The organism is Pseudomonas abietaniphila (assembly GCF_900100795.1).
Classification (GTDB): domain Bacteria; phylum Pseudomonadota; class Gammaproteobacteria; order Pseudomonadales; family Pseudomonadaceae; genus Aquipseudomonas; species Aquipseudomonas abietaniphila.
In genome coordinates this window covers 617,960-635,372 of sequence record NZ_FNCO01000002.1, presented here as the reverse complement: position 1 = coordinate 635,372, position 17,413 = coordinate 617,960, and the positions used below count along the sequence as shown (strand labels likewise).

Genomic DNA, 17,413 nt, shown 5'->3' with positions numbered 1-17,413 from the left:
CACCCATGGATAAAAACCTCCTCATCACTGGCGGCTCCAGAGGTATTGGCGCAGCCACGGCAGTTCTGGCGGCATCGCAGGGATATCGCGTCTGCATCAATTATCTTTCTGACCATGCTTCGGCCGAGCGCATCTGCGGGCAGATTCGCGAGGCGGGCGGTTACGCCATCGCGGTTCAGGCCGATGTCAGCAACGAAGACGAAATCATTCGACTGTTTTCCCGCGTGGATTCTGAAATGGGGCGTCTGACTGCCTTGGTCAACAATGCCGGGACAGTGGGCGAGGCCTCGCGGGTCGACGCCATGTCCGAATTCCGTATGCTCAAGATCATGATGAGCAACGTGGTGGGGCCGATGCTGTGCAGCAAGCACGCATTGCTGCGCATGTTGCCGCGACACGGCGGCCACGGTGGCAGCATCGTCAACGTGTCATCGGTGGCCGCGCGACTGGGTTCGCCGGGTGAATACGTCGATTACGCCGCCTCCAAAGGCGCGCTGGACACTTTCACCATTGGCTTGGCCAAGGAAGTCGCGGGCGAGGGTGTTCGTGTGAATGCCGTGCGTCCGGGTTACATCTTCACCGAGTTCCATGCGTTGAGCGGGGATCCCCAGCGCGTGAGCAAGCTCGAACCGACCATTCCGATGGGGCGCGGCGGATTGGCCGATGAAGTGGCTGAGGCGATTTTGTGGCTGCTGTCGGACAAGGCCTCGTATTCGACGGGTTCGTTCATTGATTTGGGCGGCGGTCGCTGACAGGCCGGTTGTGCGGATGTCTGCATTTCCCGGGTTGAGAAACGCTCGGCCTTCGACCCGATCCAGACATCGGCGCTGCAACCACCATCGGCTAACCCAGCATCGAGCGAATGATCTTCCCCAGCGTCTCCATCGCCCGTTCCGAAGTGTCGCTCCATGGGCTGCCGTAGTTGAGGCGGATGCAGTTCTTGAAGCGTCGGGTGGGCGAGAACATCGGGCCTGGCGCAATGCTGATACCTTGGGCAAGCGCCACGTTAAACACCTTCAACGAATCGATCTGCTCAGGCAGCTCCAGCCACAGGAAGTAACCGCCTGACGGCTGGCTGACGCGGGTCTGCGGGGGGAAATAACGCGCGACCGCGCCCAGCATGGCCCGCAACTGGTCTTCCAGGCTGTTGCGCAGTTTACGCAGATGACGGTCATAGCCGCCGTGCTGCAGGTAGTCGGCGATGGCGGCTTGTGCGGGCATTGATGCGCACAGCGATGTCATCAGTTTCAGTCGCTCGACTTTCTGCGCGTAGCGTCCCGCCGCCACCCAGCCCACGCGGTAACCCGGTGCCAGGCTCTTGGCAAAGGAGCCGCAGTGCAAAACCAGCCCTTCCGTATCGAATGCCTTCGCCGGTTTTGGGGCATGCTGCCCGTAATACAGCTCGGCGTAGACGTCGTCTTCGATCAGCGGCACGTCATGCTTGCGCAGCAGTTCGACAAGTTCGCGCTTGCGTGATTCCGAAACCGTCGCCCCGGTCGGGTTCTGAAAGCTGGTCATGCTCCAGCAGGCCTTGACCGGATAACGTTCCAGCGTTTGCTCAAGGACGGCCAGGTCGATGCCGGTTTGCGGGTGCACCGGTATTTCAACCGCCTTGAGTTTCAGCCGTTCCAGCACCTGCAGGCAGGCGTAGAACGCGGGCGCTTCGATGGCCACCAGATCGCCGGGCTCGGTCACGGCCTGCAGGCACAGATTCAGGGCTTCCAGTGCGCCATTGGTGATCAGCAGTTCGTCCATGGGCAGCATCTGACCCGCCACCATGTAACGCAAGGCAATTTGTCGGCGCAGCGTCGGGTTGCCCGGGGACAGGTCGCTGACCACCATCCTCGGGTCCATGTCGCGGGTGGCACTGGCCAATGAGCGCGCCAGGCGTTGCAGCGGGAACAGGCCAGCGCTGGGGAACGCCGAACCAAACGGCACCGTATTGGGGTCCTTGATGGACTCCAATACCGAGAACACCAGTTCACTGACATCGACTTCCGTGGACTCGCTGACCTGTGGTTCCTGCGACGGTTCGAGGACGGGGGCAAGCTCGAAGCGCTGCGCAGCGAAGGTCTCGCTGGCGAAGCTGTCATTGACGAAATAGCCTGACCTCGGGCGGGCCCGGATCAGGCCGCGCCGCTCGAGCAGGTAATAGGCTTGAAAAACAGTGGAAGGGCTGATGCCGTGGGTCTGACTCGCGTAGCGCACTGACGGCACGCGTTGACCCGCCGCAAGCACACCCGAGCGGATCAGCTCGGCGATATCGTCGGCAAACTTTTCATAACGCTTCATTAAGGGGCTCGCGGCTGGACGGTCAGGCCTGCGGTGCAGCAATGCTCCACCGGGCGGGAATGACCGGACTATGCGCGCGAATGCCGTTTCAGTACAGGTGCAGATTTTTCCATAAACAGCAGATCAGATCACCGGAGAGTCTTCACCGGGTTCTACGCCAATGGTGTGATGACGCATGTCCTTTGCCTTATAGACGGTCAAGGCATCGGCTTCTGCTTCGGTGATCGGGACCTTCCGGCCGCCGATGTCCGCTTCGGACATATGGGTCGCGTCATTGGTGGTGATCACCACGTCGATGACAGCGCTGCGGCAGGTCGTGCCGTCCACCATCGCTGAGCAGTGTTGATGGCTGCTGTCGAATTCCAGAGGCATGGTCGTACTCCTTCACGGGGTGTGAAGCTGTGACTGCGAAGACAAGCGAATCGTTTCCCCGTTCCGACAGTGGGTAGGCCTGTGGCGAGCCTGCGCAAACCTCAAGAGCGCTGAAAGCTCTGCAGGAGCCGTCGGAGTTTACGACGGCCGTGAATGCGGTGGGTCAGTGATGAACACGTCAGATGACCCACCGCATTCGCCAGCAAGCCGGCTCCTACAGAGTCTGTGTCAGGCGCGAATCCGAGTGACGCCAAATAAACTGTAGGAGACGTCGGAGGTTACGACGGCAGCGAATGCGATGGGTCAGCCAATGGTGATGTCGACTGGCCTGACGCCTTCGCCAGCAAGCCGGCTCCTACAGAGTCTGTGTCAGCCACGAATCTGAGCGACGCCGAAAAACCTGTAGGAGACGTCGGAGTTACGACGGCAGCGAATGCGGTGGGTCGGCCAAGGGTGACGTCGGCTGGCCTGACGCATTCGCCAGCAAGCCGGCTCCTACAAAGTCTGTGTCAGCCACGAATCTGAGCGACGCCGAAAAACCTGTAGGAGACGTCGGAGTTACGACGGCAGCGAATGCGATAGGTTAGCCAATGGTGATGTCGACTGGCCTGACGCCTTCGCCAGCAAGCCGGCTCCTACAGAGTCTGTGTCAGCCACGAATCCGAGTGACGCCCAAAAACCTGTAGGAGACGTCGGAGGTTACGACGGCAGCGAATGCGGTGGGTCAGCCACAGCTGCCGTGTCTGACCTGCCGCCTTCACGAGCAAGCCGAACAAGGCGGGGCTACGGCGAACGAGCCGACGGCCGTGCGGTCCATTGAACGATGTGCCCGCGAAGAGGCACTGAGCCTATAGGAACTGCCAATGAATGCCTGGTGGCAAGAAGTCGTCGAGACCCTGCGCTCAGAATTTTCAGACATCACCGATGCCTCCCAATTGACCCGGGTGACCGTTCGTTTGGTCATTGCGGCAGTGCTGGGTGGCATCCTGGGGTTCGAGCGCGAGCACAAAGGCAAGGCGGCCGGGGTGCGGACGCACATGCTGGTGTGCATGGGCGCGGCATTGTTTGTGCTGGTTCCGCGACTGGCAGGCGCCGACGATGCGGCGTTGAGCCGGGTGGTGCAGGGGATCGTTGCGGGAATCGGCTTTCTCGGTGCAGGCACCATCCTCAAAGGCGACAAGCTCAGTACCCATCAAGTCAAAGGACTGACCACGGCAGCGGGATTGTGGATGACCGCCGCGATCGGTATTGCGGCAGGAATGGGACGGGAAACGACCGCCGTACTCAGTACGATTCTGGCGCTCGGAATTTTCAGCCTCGTGCCATTGATCGTCGAACGTTTCGATTCACCGCAAGAAAAGGAAAAAGACCCGGAGCGCAACACCGGAGGCGACTCGCACCCACCCTGAGCACGCCGATACCCTCGGCGCGCCCATTTCGTCCATGGTCACTGCTCGGCATGGTTACTCAGGAAAATCCTCACCGAGAATGGCCGGTGGTTCCTGTGAAGGCGGGTCGCCCTTGGGTGGCTCAATCACCGGCGGCATGGTCGGTGGAGGCGGCTCTTCGGGTTTGGGGACCGGCAATTCCGGGTCGTCGATATTCGGATCGGGCGTTTCTGCGGGAATGGGAATGTTCATTGCTTCACCTTCCTTCAGCGCAGGTTCGAACAGGCATTAGTGCCGCATTTCAACGCGCTCGCAGGCTTCGACAGCGAGGCGGTTTGAAAGATTCCTAATTATTTTCTAACCGCGCGTATAAACGCTTGGTCTAAACTCTGGGCGTTATAAGATTTCATATATTCTTCTCCCGATTCAAATCGAACCAGCTTAAATTGACTTATCATGTAGAACTGATGGCAATATTGTGCAATTTCACTAGTGTCATGGGAGGAAACGATAACTGCTGTCCCTTTCGATGCAGCACTCCGTAACGCGTTCCAAATATAATAACGATTCTCGGGATCAACACCCGCTGTAGGCTCATCTAGAATCAGGATGTCTGGTTCTAACGCGAGCAAAGTAAGCGTAAAAAACCAACGCTTCTCCCCGTAACTACACAATGATGCTTTCTTTTTTAGTAGTCTGGAGTAGCGCTCTAGGGTAGCAGCGCCCCAATCGGATATTTTGTTGAGGATATCATCAAACTTTGCAGTTTTAAAGGCTGCTAATGCGATAGTCATTTTCGCTATATCGCGCATAGTTAGCACTGCTGGAATATTCAAAATCTGAGAAAGATAGAGTAAGTTTTTGGAGGTGCATTGAATCGTTCCTGATGTGGGGAGATGAAGCTCACATATTAAATCGAAAAGAGTGGTTTTTCCTGATCCGTTGCCTCCGAGGATCCCTGTGACTTTGGAAGGAGCAACAGTCATAGAGGTGTTTTCAAAAATAACGGTCGATCCGTACGAAAAGCTCATATTGGTGACGTCTAAGCTCAGCATCAATAGCGGCTCCATACAGGATTAATAGGCATCAGTTTTATGGTCATAAAAGTAATTGAAAGCAATAAGGCGCCAATAATTAAACTTGCGCGCGCAAGCTGCAAATCATTCATCAGCATGATGCTGCTGCCTAATGTCATCGGGTTAATGTCGTTGATGAATCTGATAATGGTGGAGGTGGTGACTCGAGCCGCGATCAGCATCATTAACATCATGAACAATAATGCGGAGAATAAGGTGTTTGCATTTTGAAAGCTTAGCCTCAATTGAGAAAGCAGCAAGCCTCCGCAACAAAACATTAAAAAGCAGATGTAGAATCGCAAGAGGAGTGCAGTGAATTCTAGTAATTGGTACTCTCCGAACAATGGTCGGGTAAGCAAGTAAAGAAACGTGCAATATGTCAGGGAAATTATCGAGTAGGAAAGTAATTGCGCTGTTAACAAAATACCCCTTGCTTTTAGTGAATAGGCAAACGAGCGGATGAATCCACTTTCTCTACGGCCCACGAGATAAAATGCAAAACCAAAGAAAGCGACGGATGAAGCTACGTATGAGTAGTAGTAAGCGGAATGGTCAAGGTAGTCAATGGTAGGTTTTTCGTTCAGTCCCTTTGTTAAAAAAATAAAATAAAACATTAGGCTTGGTGACAACAAAATCCAAATAAACGCAATAGGCTCCTTGAGTTGTTCTTTAATTAAGATGATGGAAAGCTCAAACACCTTCACGGTTGTTGATTGCATAGAAGCCTCGCTTATGGAAATGGAACCATCACGGATTGTCGTGATGGAATTATTTTATCAAGGAAAGTACTGGAATAAAGGTTTCTGATATTGATGTTCTTCGAATTATTCATATGTAAAAATAACGAGGGTGATAAAAATTTGCTAAACGTATAATAGTTTCCGAAGAAATTTATTTTTTTTGTATACAAATAACCCTCTATTTTTAGGCATTTGAGCGTGGAAATAAGCCCGTCAATGGTCATGTTGTTTTTGTAGGGCGAGAGAGGGTTTAAGTTAGGTGAGCCTGTGGAGATATTTGAAATCTCATTGAAAGTATCAATACTGTTGGCGTTTAAAAAGTGCCGAAGATAAGGATCTTCGATGTCCCTAGGGCTTCTTTTTAATGCGCCAAAGAGTTGCATAAATCTAAATGTTTGCCACAGTTCATGTAATGATTTCTCTATTGAGTCTGCAAGAGTGGAGGCGTAAGACATGCCTGCGCAATACTTTACATGACTTGATATATTCTCATTGCCATAAATTAAAATAACGCATCTTCCGGGGAATCTTTGGTCAGAAATATCAAAAGCATGTACTTTTCCTGCTTTAGATAGAAGTTCTAACAGTCCCAGGGTTGATCGACCATGTAACAGCGCTCTAAGTTCTGAGGCCTGCCATTTTCTGTTGCATTGTTTGGTTAGCCAGAAACGTGTTAAAAACTGGCGCTCCAAACTCTCTTTGATCGCACCAAAAATTGAAGATTGGCTTGAAATGTGGAAGCTGCAACCACAGGTGTCTCTCTCAGGATAGAAACGGTTATCAGGGTCAACTTTGCTGTGCGTTAGATTCAGTGTGATCGTTGGGATTTGGCAAGACGAGAAATCGGATATTCGATTTGCCGTTGTAAGCGCGAATATATGCTCATCCAGCTCCGACGGACTAGCCATTCCTTGGGCAGTCTGAAGGAAAGCGTCTTTAAATGCTAAGGATTCAGTTGCGCCCAAGGCGTCAGCGAGTCGCCCGCGATTGTCCGAAGACACCTCCATATAAAAATGGCGGCGTTCAAAATACTCTCCTAAGGCAGTCAGCTCCGAAGAGCACTCGTTGCCTATTCCCGATCCGATTTTTCCCCAAGCATCACCCACCTCCACAACATGTGGGAATGGTTTTGCACATGGCGGCTGATGAAATAGGTAGCTGGGCAGGGCGCCAGACTGAGTGGAAGGTAAAATATTCATTCTGCTCCCCCGAAGAATTGGACGCAAAGAGGATTAAACAGTGCTGGATTTAGCCCAAGGCTTTTGGACACCATATTGTCGCAATATCCCGACCAAACTCTATTTCTCAATCCTAAGTTCTTCGCGGGCAGGTCTAGCAACATGGATAAAGATCCAGTTTCCATATGTGCCATTCGATACCCCCTAAACCGGTATTTAAATATAACTTTAGGCAGATACGCCATATAAATTACCGCTAGATTGGGGCTTCCTATATCACTTCCTGGCGGCAATAATGCTCGTTTCAACGTCGACAGGTCACTTGTATTCTGAGCAATCTCAAATTTTCTGGATTTTGGAAGTATGTGCAGAACCTTCTCTTCGCAGGGCCAGTTAGAGTTTGAGGATGAAAGCGAGCACGCAAAAAGTTCAATTGGGTACAGCGCACCTGCGCTTGCATATCCGCGCTTGTGCGAGGTGTCTTCTAGTGTTGTCGTTGGTGAAAATGGCGACTCAACTAATTTAAATGGAAGGTCAATGTCTACGAAGCGTTCACAGGATTCGTCGCGACCTACTGGGCTGGCGCGATCTCCTGTCTGAATAGGGTTGTCTAACAGTGTCAGGTTCATATCTGGGTAAAGAAGCAGCTCATTGCCTGCCATCGTCTTAAGCATTTCAGCCGAGAATCTATGGAGGTATGAAAGGTGTTCTACACATTCATGTATGGTGTAATTCGTTTTTGCGTGAAAATCTGTGATTTGCTGCAACATCTCGCTATCAACGAATTTCAAATAATAATCATGGGGTAATGTCGTCATGTGACTGTCCTCAAACATTGGCACAAAGTCCAGTGTGGTACTATTTCTTCTTCTATTTTTCCTGTAATTGGATTGATGCTCGCTGAGGAAAGTGCAGCATCTTGATGGCGCTTCGCGCCAGTATTGCATGTAAATAGCTTAATTCTACTTGTCAGGAAATCTGCGATCATTGACTCGTGTAGCAAACTCAGATTATTGTTGGTCCTCGGAATTTTTACGCCTCTCTGCTTAGAAAACTTCAGCAGCTGAGCCCAGTTGCATTTGCTGTTTTTTTTCTCTTCATAGCTTAGCAATCTATCGGCGTGGCAGAAGTGGCAAGGATTCCCGATCTCCGCGAAAAAAGGCTGGCTGAAGTAATAGGCATCAGGCATATGGTGTGCCACAACAATTCCGCTCTGCGGCGCCGAATTTGCAATTTTATAGTAAAGGGCTTTCAATACGGGATAATCGTAGTTTTCGCACATCAGGACGATAAAGTTTCTCTTTTGAGTAATTGTTCGCTCGGAAAAGTCGTGTGCATTTATGATCTCCGTTTCGCGCGCCACCTCGCTTCTAATTATCTTTAAGAATGCTGTCTCAAGATGATCGTGAATGATAATTACTTTTTCATATGGCAAGGCTTTCGGTCGCTTAATTATATTAAGCGTGCCGTCGAGAAAAGTCAGTCCGTCAGCTGCGTCAATCTTTTTCCCTTTCAATATTTTTTTAGTGTGCTTTCTGGAATGTCTTTGCCTATTAGAGGCTTGAGTTCTTCCAGGGCCTCGGCAAGTGGAGGTGATTTAATGGAGCTCATGCCTTTTTCTGAAATCAATATCGTACTATCTGTAAAACTCATTATTTCGTAGTTGCAAATTCTGATGGTCATTTTTAGCTCCTTGTAAGGCGTGTCTTTATCAAGGATAAAGACACGCCTTATTTTTAGTTGTTAATATTCTTCGAAGTCTTTAACGCTGCTATGTCCTCCGCTACCTCCACTGCAGCCTCCACCACCGCCACATCCACCGCTGCCACCGCAACCGCCACAACCACCCGAACCGCCGGTCGCTAGAGGGTTAGTATCGACGCCATAGTCACCTTCAAAGGTTACAAGTACTTCACCAAGGTCATTCAGGTTCATGTTTAGTTCATTTTCATAAGCCGAAGACATTGCGGTAGTTATCTTTTAGTCCTAGTAAGTTTTCCCGTCAATCGCATGAGTCCCTGATCTCTTGATTGCGGAGGTTACTTATGGGTGGCGAGTAGTGACGGGCTTGAAATTGCAATTCGCATCCTACATTTGTTTTCCTTTATATATGTAGGAGAGTTCCGTAGATGTTGTTTAAATCAAATAAATTATTCTGGTGGTTGAAATGTCTGTAAGACACCATCGCCAATCATCTGATTGTCATGTAGGGCATTTCCTGACGAGGCCAGAATGTGAGTTTTTTAGCAAAATCTGTAGTTTTACGCATCTGCGGATCGATCAATTGTCAGGCGCCGCGAATCCGCCATGTCGCCCACGTTTTGCGTTGACTTGACCGTTGGTGTAGGCAACCTAGTAAACCGAACCAACAAATCTTTGAACTTTTGTGTGCGCTAGCCTTCGGAACCTATGCGGCCACGTCGGGATATGTTCAGTCCGGTGGCTCCCTTTTTTATGGATAAGACGTTTTGCAACGGACGCTCAACAAGGAGCGTCCCTGGGGCGTGAGGAGTGATGCTCGATGAATGTGACTGCTGATCAGCCATACGGCCCTGATTCCCTGGCCACCGATGTACCGCACCCAAGCCAACCTTTACCCCTCACTCAAGCCTTGCAATTGCCGCGTATTGTCATCGAAGACACGCAACCGGTGATCGAGGGCGGGCAGCTTGCGGCCAAGGCCATCATCGAGCAGCCAGTGACGGTCACCAGCAAGGTGTTCGCGGACGGCCACGACAAGATGGCCGTGCGCATTTGCTATCGCGCTGCCGACGAGCAGCAATGGCACAAGGCGCCCATGCGCGACCTGGGTAACGACAGCTGGATCGGCGAGTTCACGCCGACGTCGGTGAGCCGCTATGTTTTCCGCCTTGAAGCCTGGATCGACCAGTTCGCCAGTTATCGCTACGAGCTCGAAAAGAAATACGCCGCCGGGGTCGACATTGGCCTTGAGCTGGAAGAAGGGCGTCTTCATCTCGTTCACGCGTCCGAGCGCAGTCAGCATGAGCTTCGCGGGCAGATCGACAGCGTGCTGCAGCGCCTGGGTCAGAACACGGAGCATGAGCCACAGGTGGCGTTGCTCTTGAGCAGCGAGACGGCGACGATCATGTCGCACGCCGATAATCACGCATTCCTGAGTCGCAGCTTCGAATACCCGTTGGATGTCGAGCGTGAACGGGCTCAGTTCGCCAGCTGGTACGAACTGTTCCCGCGCTCGATCACCGACGACAAGAGCCGTCATGGCACCTTCAATGACGTCCACAGCCGCTTGCCGATGATTCGCGACATGGGCTTTGACGTGCTGTATTTCCCGCCGATTCACCCTATCGGTCGCGCGCACCGTAAAGGCCCGAACAACTCGCTGACGGCAGGGCCCGACGATCCGGGCAGCCCTTATGCCATCGGCAGCGCTGAGGGCGGTCACGATGCCATTCACCCGCAGTTGGGCACCCGTGAAGATTTCCGTAACCTGGTGGCTGCTGCGGCCGAGCATGGGCTGGAAATCGCCCTGGACTTCGCCATTCAGTGCTCCCAGGACCACTTGTGGCTCAAAGAGCACCCGGGCTGGTTCTCTTGGCGGCCGGACGGCACCATTCGTTACGCGGAAAACCCGCCGAAGAAATATCAGGACATCGTCAACGTCGATTTCTACGCGCCGGACGCCATTCCCAGCCTGTGGCTGGAACTGCGCGATGTGGTGCTGGGCTGGGTCGAGGAGGGTGTGAAGATCTTTCGCGTCGACAACCCACACACCAAACCTCTGCCGTTCTGGCAGTGGATGATCGCTGATGTCCGCGCTCAGCATCCCGACGTGATGTTCCTCGCCGAGGCGTTCACCAAACCGGCCATGATGGCCCGATTGGGCAAGGTCGGTTATTCGCAGAGCTACACCTACTTCACCTGGCGCAACACCAAGGCAGAACTGGCTGAGTACTTCACCCAGCTCAACCAGACACCATGGCGCGACTGCTACCGGCCGAACTTCTTCGTCAACACACCCGACATCAATCCGCATTTCCTGCACGACTCGGGCCGTGCCGGTTTTCTGATTCGGGCTGCCTTGGCGACCATGGGTTCGGGGTTGTGGGGCATGTATTCGGGCTTCGAGCTCTGCGAGTCGGCGCCTGTGCCTGGCAAGGAGGAATACCTGGATTCGGAGAAATACGAGATTCGTCCGCGTGATTTCACCCAACCGGGCAACATCATCGCCGAGATCGCGCAGTTGAACCGGATCCGTCGGCAAAACCCGGCCTTGCAGACCCATCTGGGCCTGCGCATCTATAACGCGTGGAACGACAACATCCTGTATTTCGGCAAACGCACCGCCGATGGCAGCAACTTCGTGTTGGTTGCCGTCAGCCTCGATCCGCACAACGTTCAGGAAGCGAGTTTCGAGTTGCCACTGTGGGAAATGGGCCTGCCAGACGATGCCGCGACACTGGGCGAAGATCTGATGACCGGGCACAGCTGGACCTGGTACGGCAAGACGCAGTTTATGCGCATCGATCCGTCCTACCAGCCGTTTGGTATCTGGCGGATCAGAACCACAAACCCATAATTCGAAGGATGTGGTCATGGCAAAAAAGCCTCGCAACGCTGCCTTTATCGATGACCCGCTCTGGTACAAGGATGCGGTGATCTACCAGGTTCATGTGAAGTCGTATTTCGATTCCAACGACGATGGCATCGGCGATTTCCCGGGCCTGATTGCCAAACTGGATTACATCGCCCAATTGGGCGTCAACACCATCTGGCTGCTGCCGTTTTACCCGTCACCGCGCCGCGATGACGGCTATGACATTGCCGACTACCGCGGCGTGCACACCGATTACGGAACCATGGCCGACGCGAAGAAATTCATCGCCGAAGCGCACGACCGTGGGTTGCGGGTGATCACCGAACTGGTCATCAACCACACCTCCGACCAGCATCCGTGGTTTCAGCGCGCCCGCCATGCAAAGAAAGGCTCCAAGGCTCGCGATTTTTATGTCTGGTCCGATGACGATCAAAAGTACGACGGCACGCGAATCATCTTTCTCGACACCGAGAAATCCAACTGGACCTGGGATCCCGTGGCCGGTCAGTATTTCTGGCACCGTTTTTACTCCCACCAGCCGGACCTGAACTTCGACAATCCGCAGGTCATGAAAGCGGTGCTCGAAGTGATGCGCTACTGGCTGGACATGGGCATTGATGGTCTGCGGCTGGACGCGATCCCTTACCTGATCGAGCGTGACGGGACGAACAACGAAAACCTGCAAGAGACGCACAACGTGCTCAAGCAGATTCGTGCCGAAATCGATGCCAATTACCCTGACCGCATGCTGCTGGCTGAGGCCAATCAGTGGCCTGAGGACACCCAGCTGTATTTCGGTGATCGCAAGGGCAAGGACGGCGATGAATGCCACATGGCGTTTCACTTCCCCTTGATGCCTCGGATGTACATGGCCGTGGCCCAGGAGGACCGTTTCCCGATCACCGACATCCTGCGTCAGACCCCGGAAATCCCGGAAAACTGCCAGTGGGCGATTTTCCTGCGCAACCACGATGAGCTGACCCTCGAAATGGTCACCGACCGTGAGCGTGACTATCTGTGGAACTACTACGCCTCCGATCGCCGCGCGCGGATCAACCTCGGCATCCGGCGCCGTCTGGCGCCTTTGCTGGAACGCGACCGTCGTCGCGTAGAGCTCCTCAACAGCATGTTGTTGTCCATGCCAGGTACACCGACCCTGTATTACGGTGACGAAATCGGCATGGGTGACAACATTTACCTGGGCGACCGTGACGGTGTGCGCACGCCCATGCAGTGGTCCATCGACCGCAACGGCGGGTTTTCGCGCGCCAATCCCGCGAGCCTGGTGCTCCCGCCGATCATGGACCCGCTCTACGGGTTTCAGTCGGTCAACGTCGAAGCGCAGGACCACGACCCGCATTCGTTGCTGAACTGGACGCGTCGCATGCTTGCCGTGCGCAAGCAGCAGAAGGCCTTTGGCCGTGGCACGCTGAAAATGCTTTCGCCGAGCAACCGCCGGATTCTGGCGTACACCCGTGAGTACACCGGCCCTGACGGCAAGAGCGAAATCATTCTGTGTGTCGCCAACGTCTCGTCGGCCTCCCAAGCGGCTGAGCTTGAGCTCTCTCAGTACGCCGGCACCGTGCCGGTGGAAATGCTCGGCGGCAGCGCTTTCCCACCTATTGGCCAGCTGAACTACCTGCTGACGTTGCCGCCTTACGGCTTCTACTGGTTCCTGCTGGCCGCGGAGAATCAAATGCCCAGTTGGCACGTCGAACCCGCCGAGAGCATGCCGGACTTTCCGACCCTGGTGCTCAAGCAACGTCTGGAAGAATTGCTGGACGAACCGCTGCGCCAGACGCTGGAGCAGACGTCGCTGTCGGTTTACTTGCCCAAGCGTCGCTGGTTCGCCGGCAAAGGGACGGCCATCGACAATGTTCACATCCGCTACGGCGTGCGTTTCGGCTCCGCCCAGCGCCCCGTGATGCTGAGCGAGATCGAAGTGACGGCGGGCGGTGAAGTGGCCCGTTATCAGCTGCCCTTCGGTTTCCTCGCCGAAGACGATTTCAGCAGCGCCTTGCCGCAACAACTGGCACTTGCCCGCGTCCGTCGCGGGCGGCAGGTCGGGTTGATCACCGATGCGTTTACGCTTGAGCCGTTCATTCGTGCAGTGATCAAGGGCATGCAGGACAAGACTGTCCTTGCGACCAGCGACGGGGAGTTGCAATTCCAGCAGACGTCGAAACTGGCGCCGTTGGGACTGAACGACGAATCCGAAGTGCGCTACCTGTCGGCTGAGCAATCCAACAGCTCAGTGGTGATCGGCAGCAGCGTGGTGCTGAAGATGATTCGTCGCGTCGCCGCCGGCACACACCCTGAGCTGGAAATGGGTGCTTACCTGACCGAGGCCGGGTATCAGCACATCTCGCCGTTGCTGGGCGCTGTGGTGCGCGTGGACAACGAGGGAGAAAACAACCTGCTGATGATTGCTCAGGGGTATTTGAGCAATCAGGGCGACGCGTGGGAATGGACCCAGAACAACCTTGAGCGGGCCGTGCGGGATGAAATGGCCCTCGGTCATTCGAACGTGGAACAACACGCCAATGCACTGTTGGAGCTCAAGGATTTTGCCGGACTGCTGGGCCAGCGCCTGGGTGAGATGCATGTCGTGTTGAGCGCCCCGACCGACAATCCGGACTTCAAAACCGAGGTGACCAGCGTCAAGGACAGCCAGGCGTCGGCGAAGAGCGTCTCGGCGCAAGTCGAGCGCGCGCTGAATCTGCTGGAGCAACATCGCGATACGCTGGAACCCGCCGACCAGCAACTGGTCAGTGAACTGCTGGGCAAACGCAAACCGCTGTTGGCGCAGGTGCAAAACCTGGCGAAACAGTCGGTCGGTGGGTTGCGGATGCGGGTACACGGTGACTTGCACCTGGGGCAGATGCTGGTGGTCAAGGGCGATGCGTATCTGATTGACTTCGAAGGGGAACCGGCGCGTGCGCTGCAGGAACGACGGGCCAAATACAGCCCGTTCAAAGATGTCAGCGGTGTGCTGCGATCTTTCGACTACGCTGCCGCCATGGCGATGCGAAACGCGCAGTCCGCGGACACCTCGCCGGAGGCATCCGCAGCGCGTAAACATGTCGCTGAAACGTATTTGAGTCAGGCGCGCGCAGCGTTCCTCGATGGCTACAAGAACGCCACCGCCGACGTCGCGCACGCCTGGAAAGATGCCAAGGGAGAGGCCGCTGCACTGGCGTTGTTCACCCTGGAAAAAGCCGCTTATGAAGTGGCCTACGAGGCTGAGAATCGGCCGACTTGGTTGTCGGTCCCGCTTCAAGGCTTGCGCGGGCTGTTGAACTTGTCTGATGGAGAATGAAAATGAGTGCGTCTGACCAATTCGGTGATGGCAACCACAAGTTGTTGCCCAGCGCCGGCGATATGGACGCGTTGATCCGCGCCGAACACCGTGACCCGTTCTCCATGCTCGGCCCCCACAGCGATGGCAAGGACGGGCAGGTGATCCGCGCCTATCTGCCCAATGCGCTGGGTGTGCGCGTGCTGTCTCGCGACGGTGAGCGTGACCTTGGCGAACTGACCATGAGCGACAAGCCCGGCTTTTTTGCCGGGCATTTTCCGGTGCGCGAGCCGTACCTGTTGAAGATCAACTGGGCCACCGGTGAGCAGATCACCGAGGACCCTTACAGCTTTGGCCAGTTGCTCGGTGAGATGGACTTGTACCTGTTTGCCGAGGGCAATCACCGGGATTTGAGCAGCGCCCTGGGTGCGCAGGTGAAAACCGTCGACGGCGTCGAGGGTGTACGGTTTTCGGTGTGGGCACCCAATGCACGTCGCGTCTCTGTAGTGGGCGATTTCAACAGTTGGGACGGTCGTCGCCATCCGATGCGCGTGCGCTATCCGTCCGGCGTGTGGGAGATTTTCATCCCGCGCATCAAGCCCGGTGAGACCTATAAATACGAGATCCTCGGGCAGCACGGCGTCCTGCCACTGAAAGCCGACCCGATGGCATTGGCTACCACGGTGCCGCCGAACACAGCGTCAAAAGTGGCTGCGCCGCTGAGCTTTAACTGGCAGGACACCGACTGGATGCAGTCGCGCGGCGACAAGCACGACATCCACAAACCGCTGTCGATCTATGAGTTGCATGTCGGTTCGTGGAAATGGCACCACGGCGGGGACGATGAACCGGATCGTCCCTACAACTGGCATGAGCTGGCCGAAAAACTGATCCCGTACATCAAAGGCCTGGGTTTCACCCACATCGAACTCATGCCGATCATGGAACACCCGTTCGGCGGTTCATGGGGTTATCAGCTGTTGTCGCAGTTCGCGCCTAGCGCGCGTTATGGCACGCCTGAGGATTTTGCAGCGTTCGTCAACGCCTGCCACCAGAATGACATCGGCGTTATTCTGGACTGGGTGCCCGCGCATTTCCCGACGGATACCCACGGTCTGGCGCAATTCGACGGCACTGCGCTGTATGAATATGGCAACCCGCAGGAAGGCTTTCACCAGGACTGGGACACGCTGATCTACAACCTTGGTCGCACGGAAGTGCACGGGTTCATGATCGCGTCGGGTCTGCACTGGTTGAAGAACTTCCACATCGACGGCCTGCGTGTCGATGCCGTGGCTTCGATGCTCTACCGCGATTATTCGCGAAAGGCCGGGGAGTGGGTGCCTAACCGCTACGGCGGCCGTGAGAACCTGGAAGCGATCGACTTCCTTCGCCACCTCAACGATGTGGTTGCCCTTGAGGCACCCGGCGCATTGGTGATCGCCGAAGAGTCGACGTCATGGCCCGGCGTCTCTCAGCCGACTCAACAAGGCGGCCTCGGGTTTTCATACAAATGGAACATGGGGTGGATGCACGACACCCTGCATTACGTCGAACAGGACCCGATTCATCGTCAGCACCATCACAATGAGTTGAGCTTTGGCCTGGTTTACGCTTGGTCCGAACGTTTCATCCTGCCGATTTCCCACGACGAAGTGGTGCATGGCAAACGTTCGCTGATCGACAAGATGCCGGGCGACCGCTGGCAGAAATTTGCCAACCTGCGCGCCTATCTGACGTTCATGTGGACCCACCCCGGCAAGAAGCTGCTGTTCATGGGCTGCGAATTCGGCCAGTGGCTCGAGTGGAACCATGACAAGGAACTGGACTGGCATTACCTGGAGTACGCCGATCACAAGGGCGTGAAGACACTGGTCGGGGACCTGAATCGTCTTTACCGCTCGGAGAAGGCGCTGTATGAGCAGGATTGCCAACCGCAGGGTTTCCAGTGGGTGATTGGTGATGACGCCGGCAACAGCGTGTATGCCTACCTGCGCTGGAGCAAGGAGGGTGAGCCGCTGCTGGTGGTTGCCAACCTGACGCCGGTGCCGCGCCATGGCTATCGGGTGGGCGTGCCGTTCAGCGGGAAGTGGGCTGAGCTGTTGAATTCCGATGCCGGGGTGTATGCGGGTTCGAATATTGGCAACGGCGGGGCGGTGGTGGCTGATGATGTGAAGAGCCATGGTCAGGCGTTTTCGCTGGCGCTGGATTTGCCGCCGTTGGCGGTGGTGGTGTTCAAGCCGGTTGGAGAATAGTGAGGGCGCTTTGGGTGGGCCCATGCCTCGCGTGTATATCCGTTGTTGAGGGTGGCGCTGACATGGGTTCCGCCCTTACGGCGGGTCACTTTTTCCAAGAGCCGAAAAAGTAACCAAAAAGGCCCCGCTCCCTGTACGGCCCGACTTCGTCGGGTTCCCTCGCTCCGGCATTGCTCCGGGGGCACGCCGCCGACCGGCCATCCTTGGCCGAACGTCGGCTAGCGCGAAATCCATGTCG

At 55.1% G+C, this 17,413-nt stretch carries 14 protein-coding genes; 5 read left to right on the top strand and 9 right to left on the bottom strand.

Annotated features, from left to right (window positions below; all coding sequences use genetic code 11):
* Positions 1–5 precede the first annotated feature (5 nt).
* On the top strand, positions 6–752 hold the full coding sequence (locus BLS87_RS06340) for an SDR family oxidoreductase (protein WP_074751151.1): 747 nt from the start codon (positions 6–8) through the stop codon (positions 750–752).
* Positions 753–843: 91 nt separating this feature from the next.
* Here BLS87_RS06340 and mapR read toward each other — a convergent pair whose 3' ends face one another.
* Together mapR and BLS87_RS06330 are read right to left on the bottom strand one after the other, a co-directional pair.
* Entirely contained in the window at positions 844–2,292 is a 1,449-nt protein-coding gene (gene mapR, locus BLS87_RS06335) for a GntR family transcriptional regulator MpaR (RefSeq protein ID WP_074751149.1), read from the bottom strand.
* A gap of 123 nt (positions 2,293–2,415) precedes the next feature.
* Entirely contained in the window at positions 2,416–2,664 is a 249-nt protein-coding gene (locus BLS87_RS06330) for a DUF3203 family protein (protein WP_074751147.1), read from the bottom strand.
* 863 nt (positions 2,665–3,527) lie between these two features.
* Here BLS87_RS06330 and BLS87_RS06325 point away from each other — a divergent pair.
* Entirely contained in the window at positions 3,528–4,073 is a 546-nt protein-coding gene (locus BLS87_RS06325) for an MgtC/SapB family protein (RefSeq protein ID WP_074751145.1), read from the top strand.
* 54 nt (positions 4,074–4,127) lie between these two features.
* On the opposite strand, the gene BLS87_RS34130 is transcribed toward BLS87_RS06325, so the two are convergent.
* The 7 genes from BLS87_RS34130 to BLS87_RS34125 form a co-directional block, all read right to left on the bottom strand.
* The gene (locus BLS87_RS34130) at positions 4,128–4,304 is read right to left on the bottom strand and encodes a hypothetical protein (protein ID WP_167362035.1); all 177 of its coding nucleotides are present in this window, start codon (positions 4,302–4,304) and stop codon (positions 4,128–4,130) included.
* Between the two features lie 98 nt (positions 4,305–4,402).
* The gene (locus BLS87_RS06320; RefSeq protein WP_074751143.1) at positions 4,403–5,107 is read right to left on the bottom strand and encodes an ATP-binding cassette domain-containing protein; all 705 of its coding nucleotides are present in this window, start codon (positions 5,105–5,107) and stop codon (positions 4,403–4,405) included.
* Complete coding sequence (locus tag BLS87_RS06315; RefSeq protein WP_074751141.1) at positions 5,107–5,847, bottom strand: hypothetical protein; 741 nt, start codon at positions 5,845–5,847, stop codon at positions 5,107–5,109. Before BLS87_RS06315 ends, BLS87_RS06320 begins: the two co-directional genes overlap by 1 nt.
* An 11-nt stretch (positions 5,848–5,858) precedes the next feature.
* Positions 5,859–7,067 (bottom strand): YcaO-like family protein, encoded by a 1,209-nt coding sequence (locus BLS87_RS06310; protein WP_074751140.1) that lies wholly within the window; start codon positions 7,065–7,067, stop codon positions 5,859–5,861.
* Positions 7,064–7,864, bottom strand: coding sequence for a nitroreductase family protein (locus BLS87_RS06305; protein WP_074751138.1), 801 nt, complete (start codon positions 7,862–7,864; stop codon positions 7,064–7,066). The genes BLS87_RS06310 and BLS87_RS06305 overlap by 4 nt, the downstream gene beginning before the upstream one ends.
* The gene (locus BLS87_RS06300) at positions 7,861–8,562 is read right to left on the bottom strand and encodes an McbB family protein (protein ID WP_074751136.1); all 702 of its coding nucleotides are present in this window, start codon (positions 8,560–8,562) and stop codon (positions 7,861–7,863) included. Before BLS87_RS06300 ends, BLS87_RS06305 begins: the two co-directional genes overlap by 4 nt.
* Positions 8,559–8,729 (bottom strand): hypothetical protein, encoded by a 171-nt coding sequence (locus BLS87_RS34125; protein ID WP_167362034.1) that lies wholly within the window; start codon positions 8,727–8,729, stop codon positions 8,559–8,561. Before BLS87_RS34125 ends, BLS87_RS06300 begins: the two co-directional genes overlap by 4 nt.
* An 838-nt stretch (positions 8,730–9,567) precedes the next feature.
* Here BLS87_RS34125 and BLS87_RS06295 point away from each other — a divergent pair.
* Genes BLS87_RS06295 through glgB form a run of 3 tightly spaced genes read left to right on the top strand, consistent with a single transcriptional unit; the run spans position 9,568 to position 17,175 of the window.
* Complete coding sequence (locus BLS87_RS06295; RefSeq protein ID WP_074751134.1) at positions 9,568–11,604, top strand: alpha-1,4-glucan--maltose-1-phosphate maltosyltransferase; 2,037 nt, start codon at positions 9,568–9,570, stop codon at positions 11,602–11,604.
* A gap of 16 nt (positions 11,605–11,620) precedes the next feature.
* Positions 11,621–14,941, top strand: coding sequence for a maltose alpha-D-glucosyltransferase (gene treS, locus BLS87_RS06290; protein WP_074751132.1), 3,321 nt, complete (start codon positions 11,621–11,623; stop codon positions 14,939–14,941).
* Positions 14,942–14,943: 2 nt separating this feature from the next.
* Entirely contained in the window at positions 14,944–17,175 is a 2,232-nt protein-coding gene (glgB, locus tag BLS87_RS06285) for a 1,4-alpha-glucan branching protein GlgB (RefSeq protein ID WP_143024311.1), read from the top strand.
* Positions 17,176–17,413 lie beyond the last annotated feature (238 nt).

What these genes read in the sequence shown, in the direction of transcription:
- BLS87_RS06315 (WP_074751141.1), bottom strand. Translation starts at nt 5,847, where the DNA reads ATGCAATCAACAACCGTGAAGGTGTTTGAGCTTTCCATCATCTTAATT.
- glgB (WP_143024311.1), top strand. Translation starts at nt 14,944, where the DNA reads ATGAGTGCGTCTGACCAATTCGGTGATGGCAACCACAAGTTGTTGCCC.
- BLS87_RS06340 (WP_074751151.1), top strand. Translation starts at nt 6, where the DNA reads ATGGATAAAAACCTCCTCATCACTGGCGGCTCCAGAGGTATTGGCGCA.
- BLS87_RS34125 (WP_167362034.1), bottom strand. Translation starts at nt 8,729, where the DNA reads ATGACCATCAGAATTTGCAACTACGAAATAATGAGTTTTACAGATAGT.
- BLS87_RS06320 (WP_074751143.1), bottom strand. Translation starts at nt 5,107, where the DNA reads ATGCTGAGCTTAGACGTCACCAATATGAGCTTTTCGTACGGATCGACC.
- BLS87_RS06305 (WP_074751138.1), bottom strand. Translation starts at nt 7,864, where the DNA reads ATGACGACATTACCCCATGATTATTATTTGAAATTCGTTGATAGCGAG.
- BLS87_RS06330 (WP_074751147.1), bottom strand. Translation starts at nt 2,664, where the DNA reads ATGCCTCTGGAATTCGACAGCAGCCATCAACACTGCTCAGCGATGGTG.
- BLS87_RS06325 (WP_074751145.1), top strand. Translation starts at nt 3,528, where the DNA reads ATGAATGCCTGGTGGCAAGAAGTCGTCGAGACCCTGCGCTCAGAATTT.
- treS (WP_074751132.1), top strand. Translation starts at nt 11,621, where the DNA reads ATGGCAAAAAAGCCTCGCAACGCTGCCTTTATCGATGACCCGCTCTGG.
- BLS87_RS06310 (WP_074751140.1), bottom strand. Translation starts at nt 7,067, where the DNA reads ATGAATATTTTACCTTCCACTCAGTCTGGCGCCCTGCCCAGCTACCTA.
- BLS87_RS34130 (WP_167362035.1), bottom strand. Translation starts at nt 4,304, where the DNA reads ATGAACATTCCCATTCCCGCAGAAACGCCCGATCCGAATATCGACGAC.
- mapR (WP_074751149.1), bottom strand. Translation starts at nt 2,292, where the DNA reads ATGAAGCGTTATGAAAAGTTTGCCGACGATATCGCCGAGCTGATCCGC.
- BLS87_RS06295 (WP_074751134.1), top strand. Translation starts at nt 9,568, where the DNA reads ATGAATGTGACTGCTGATCAGCCATACGGCCCTGATTCCCTGGCCACC.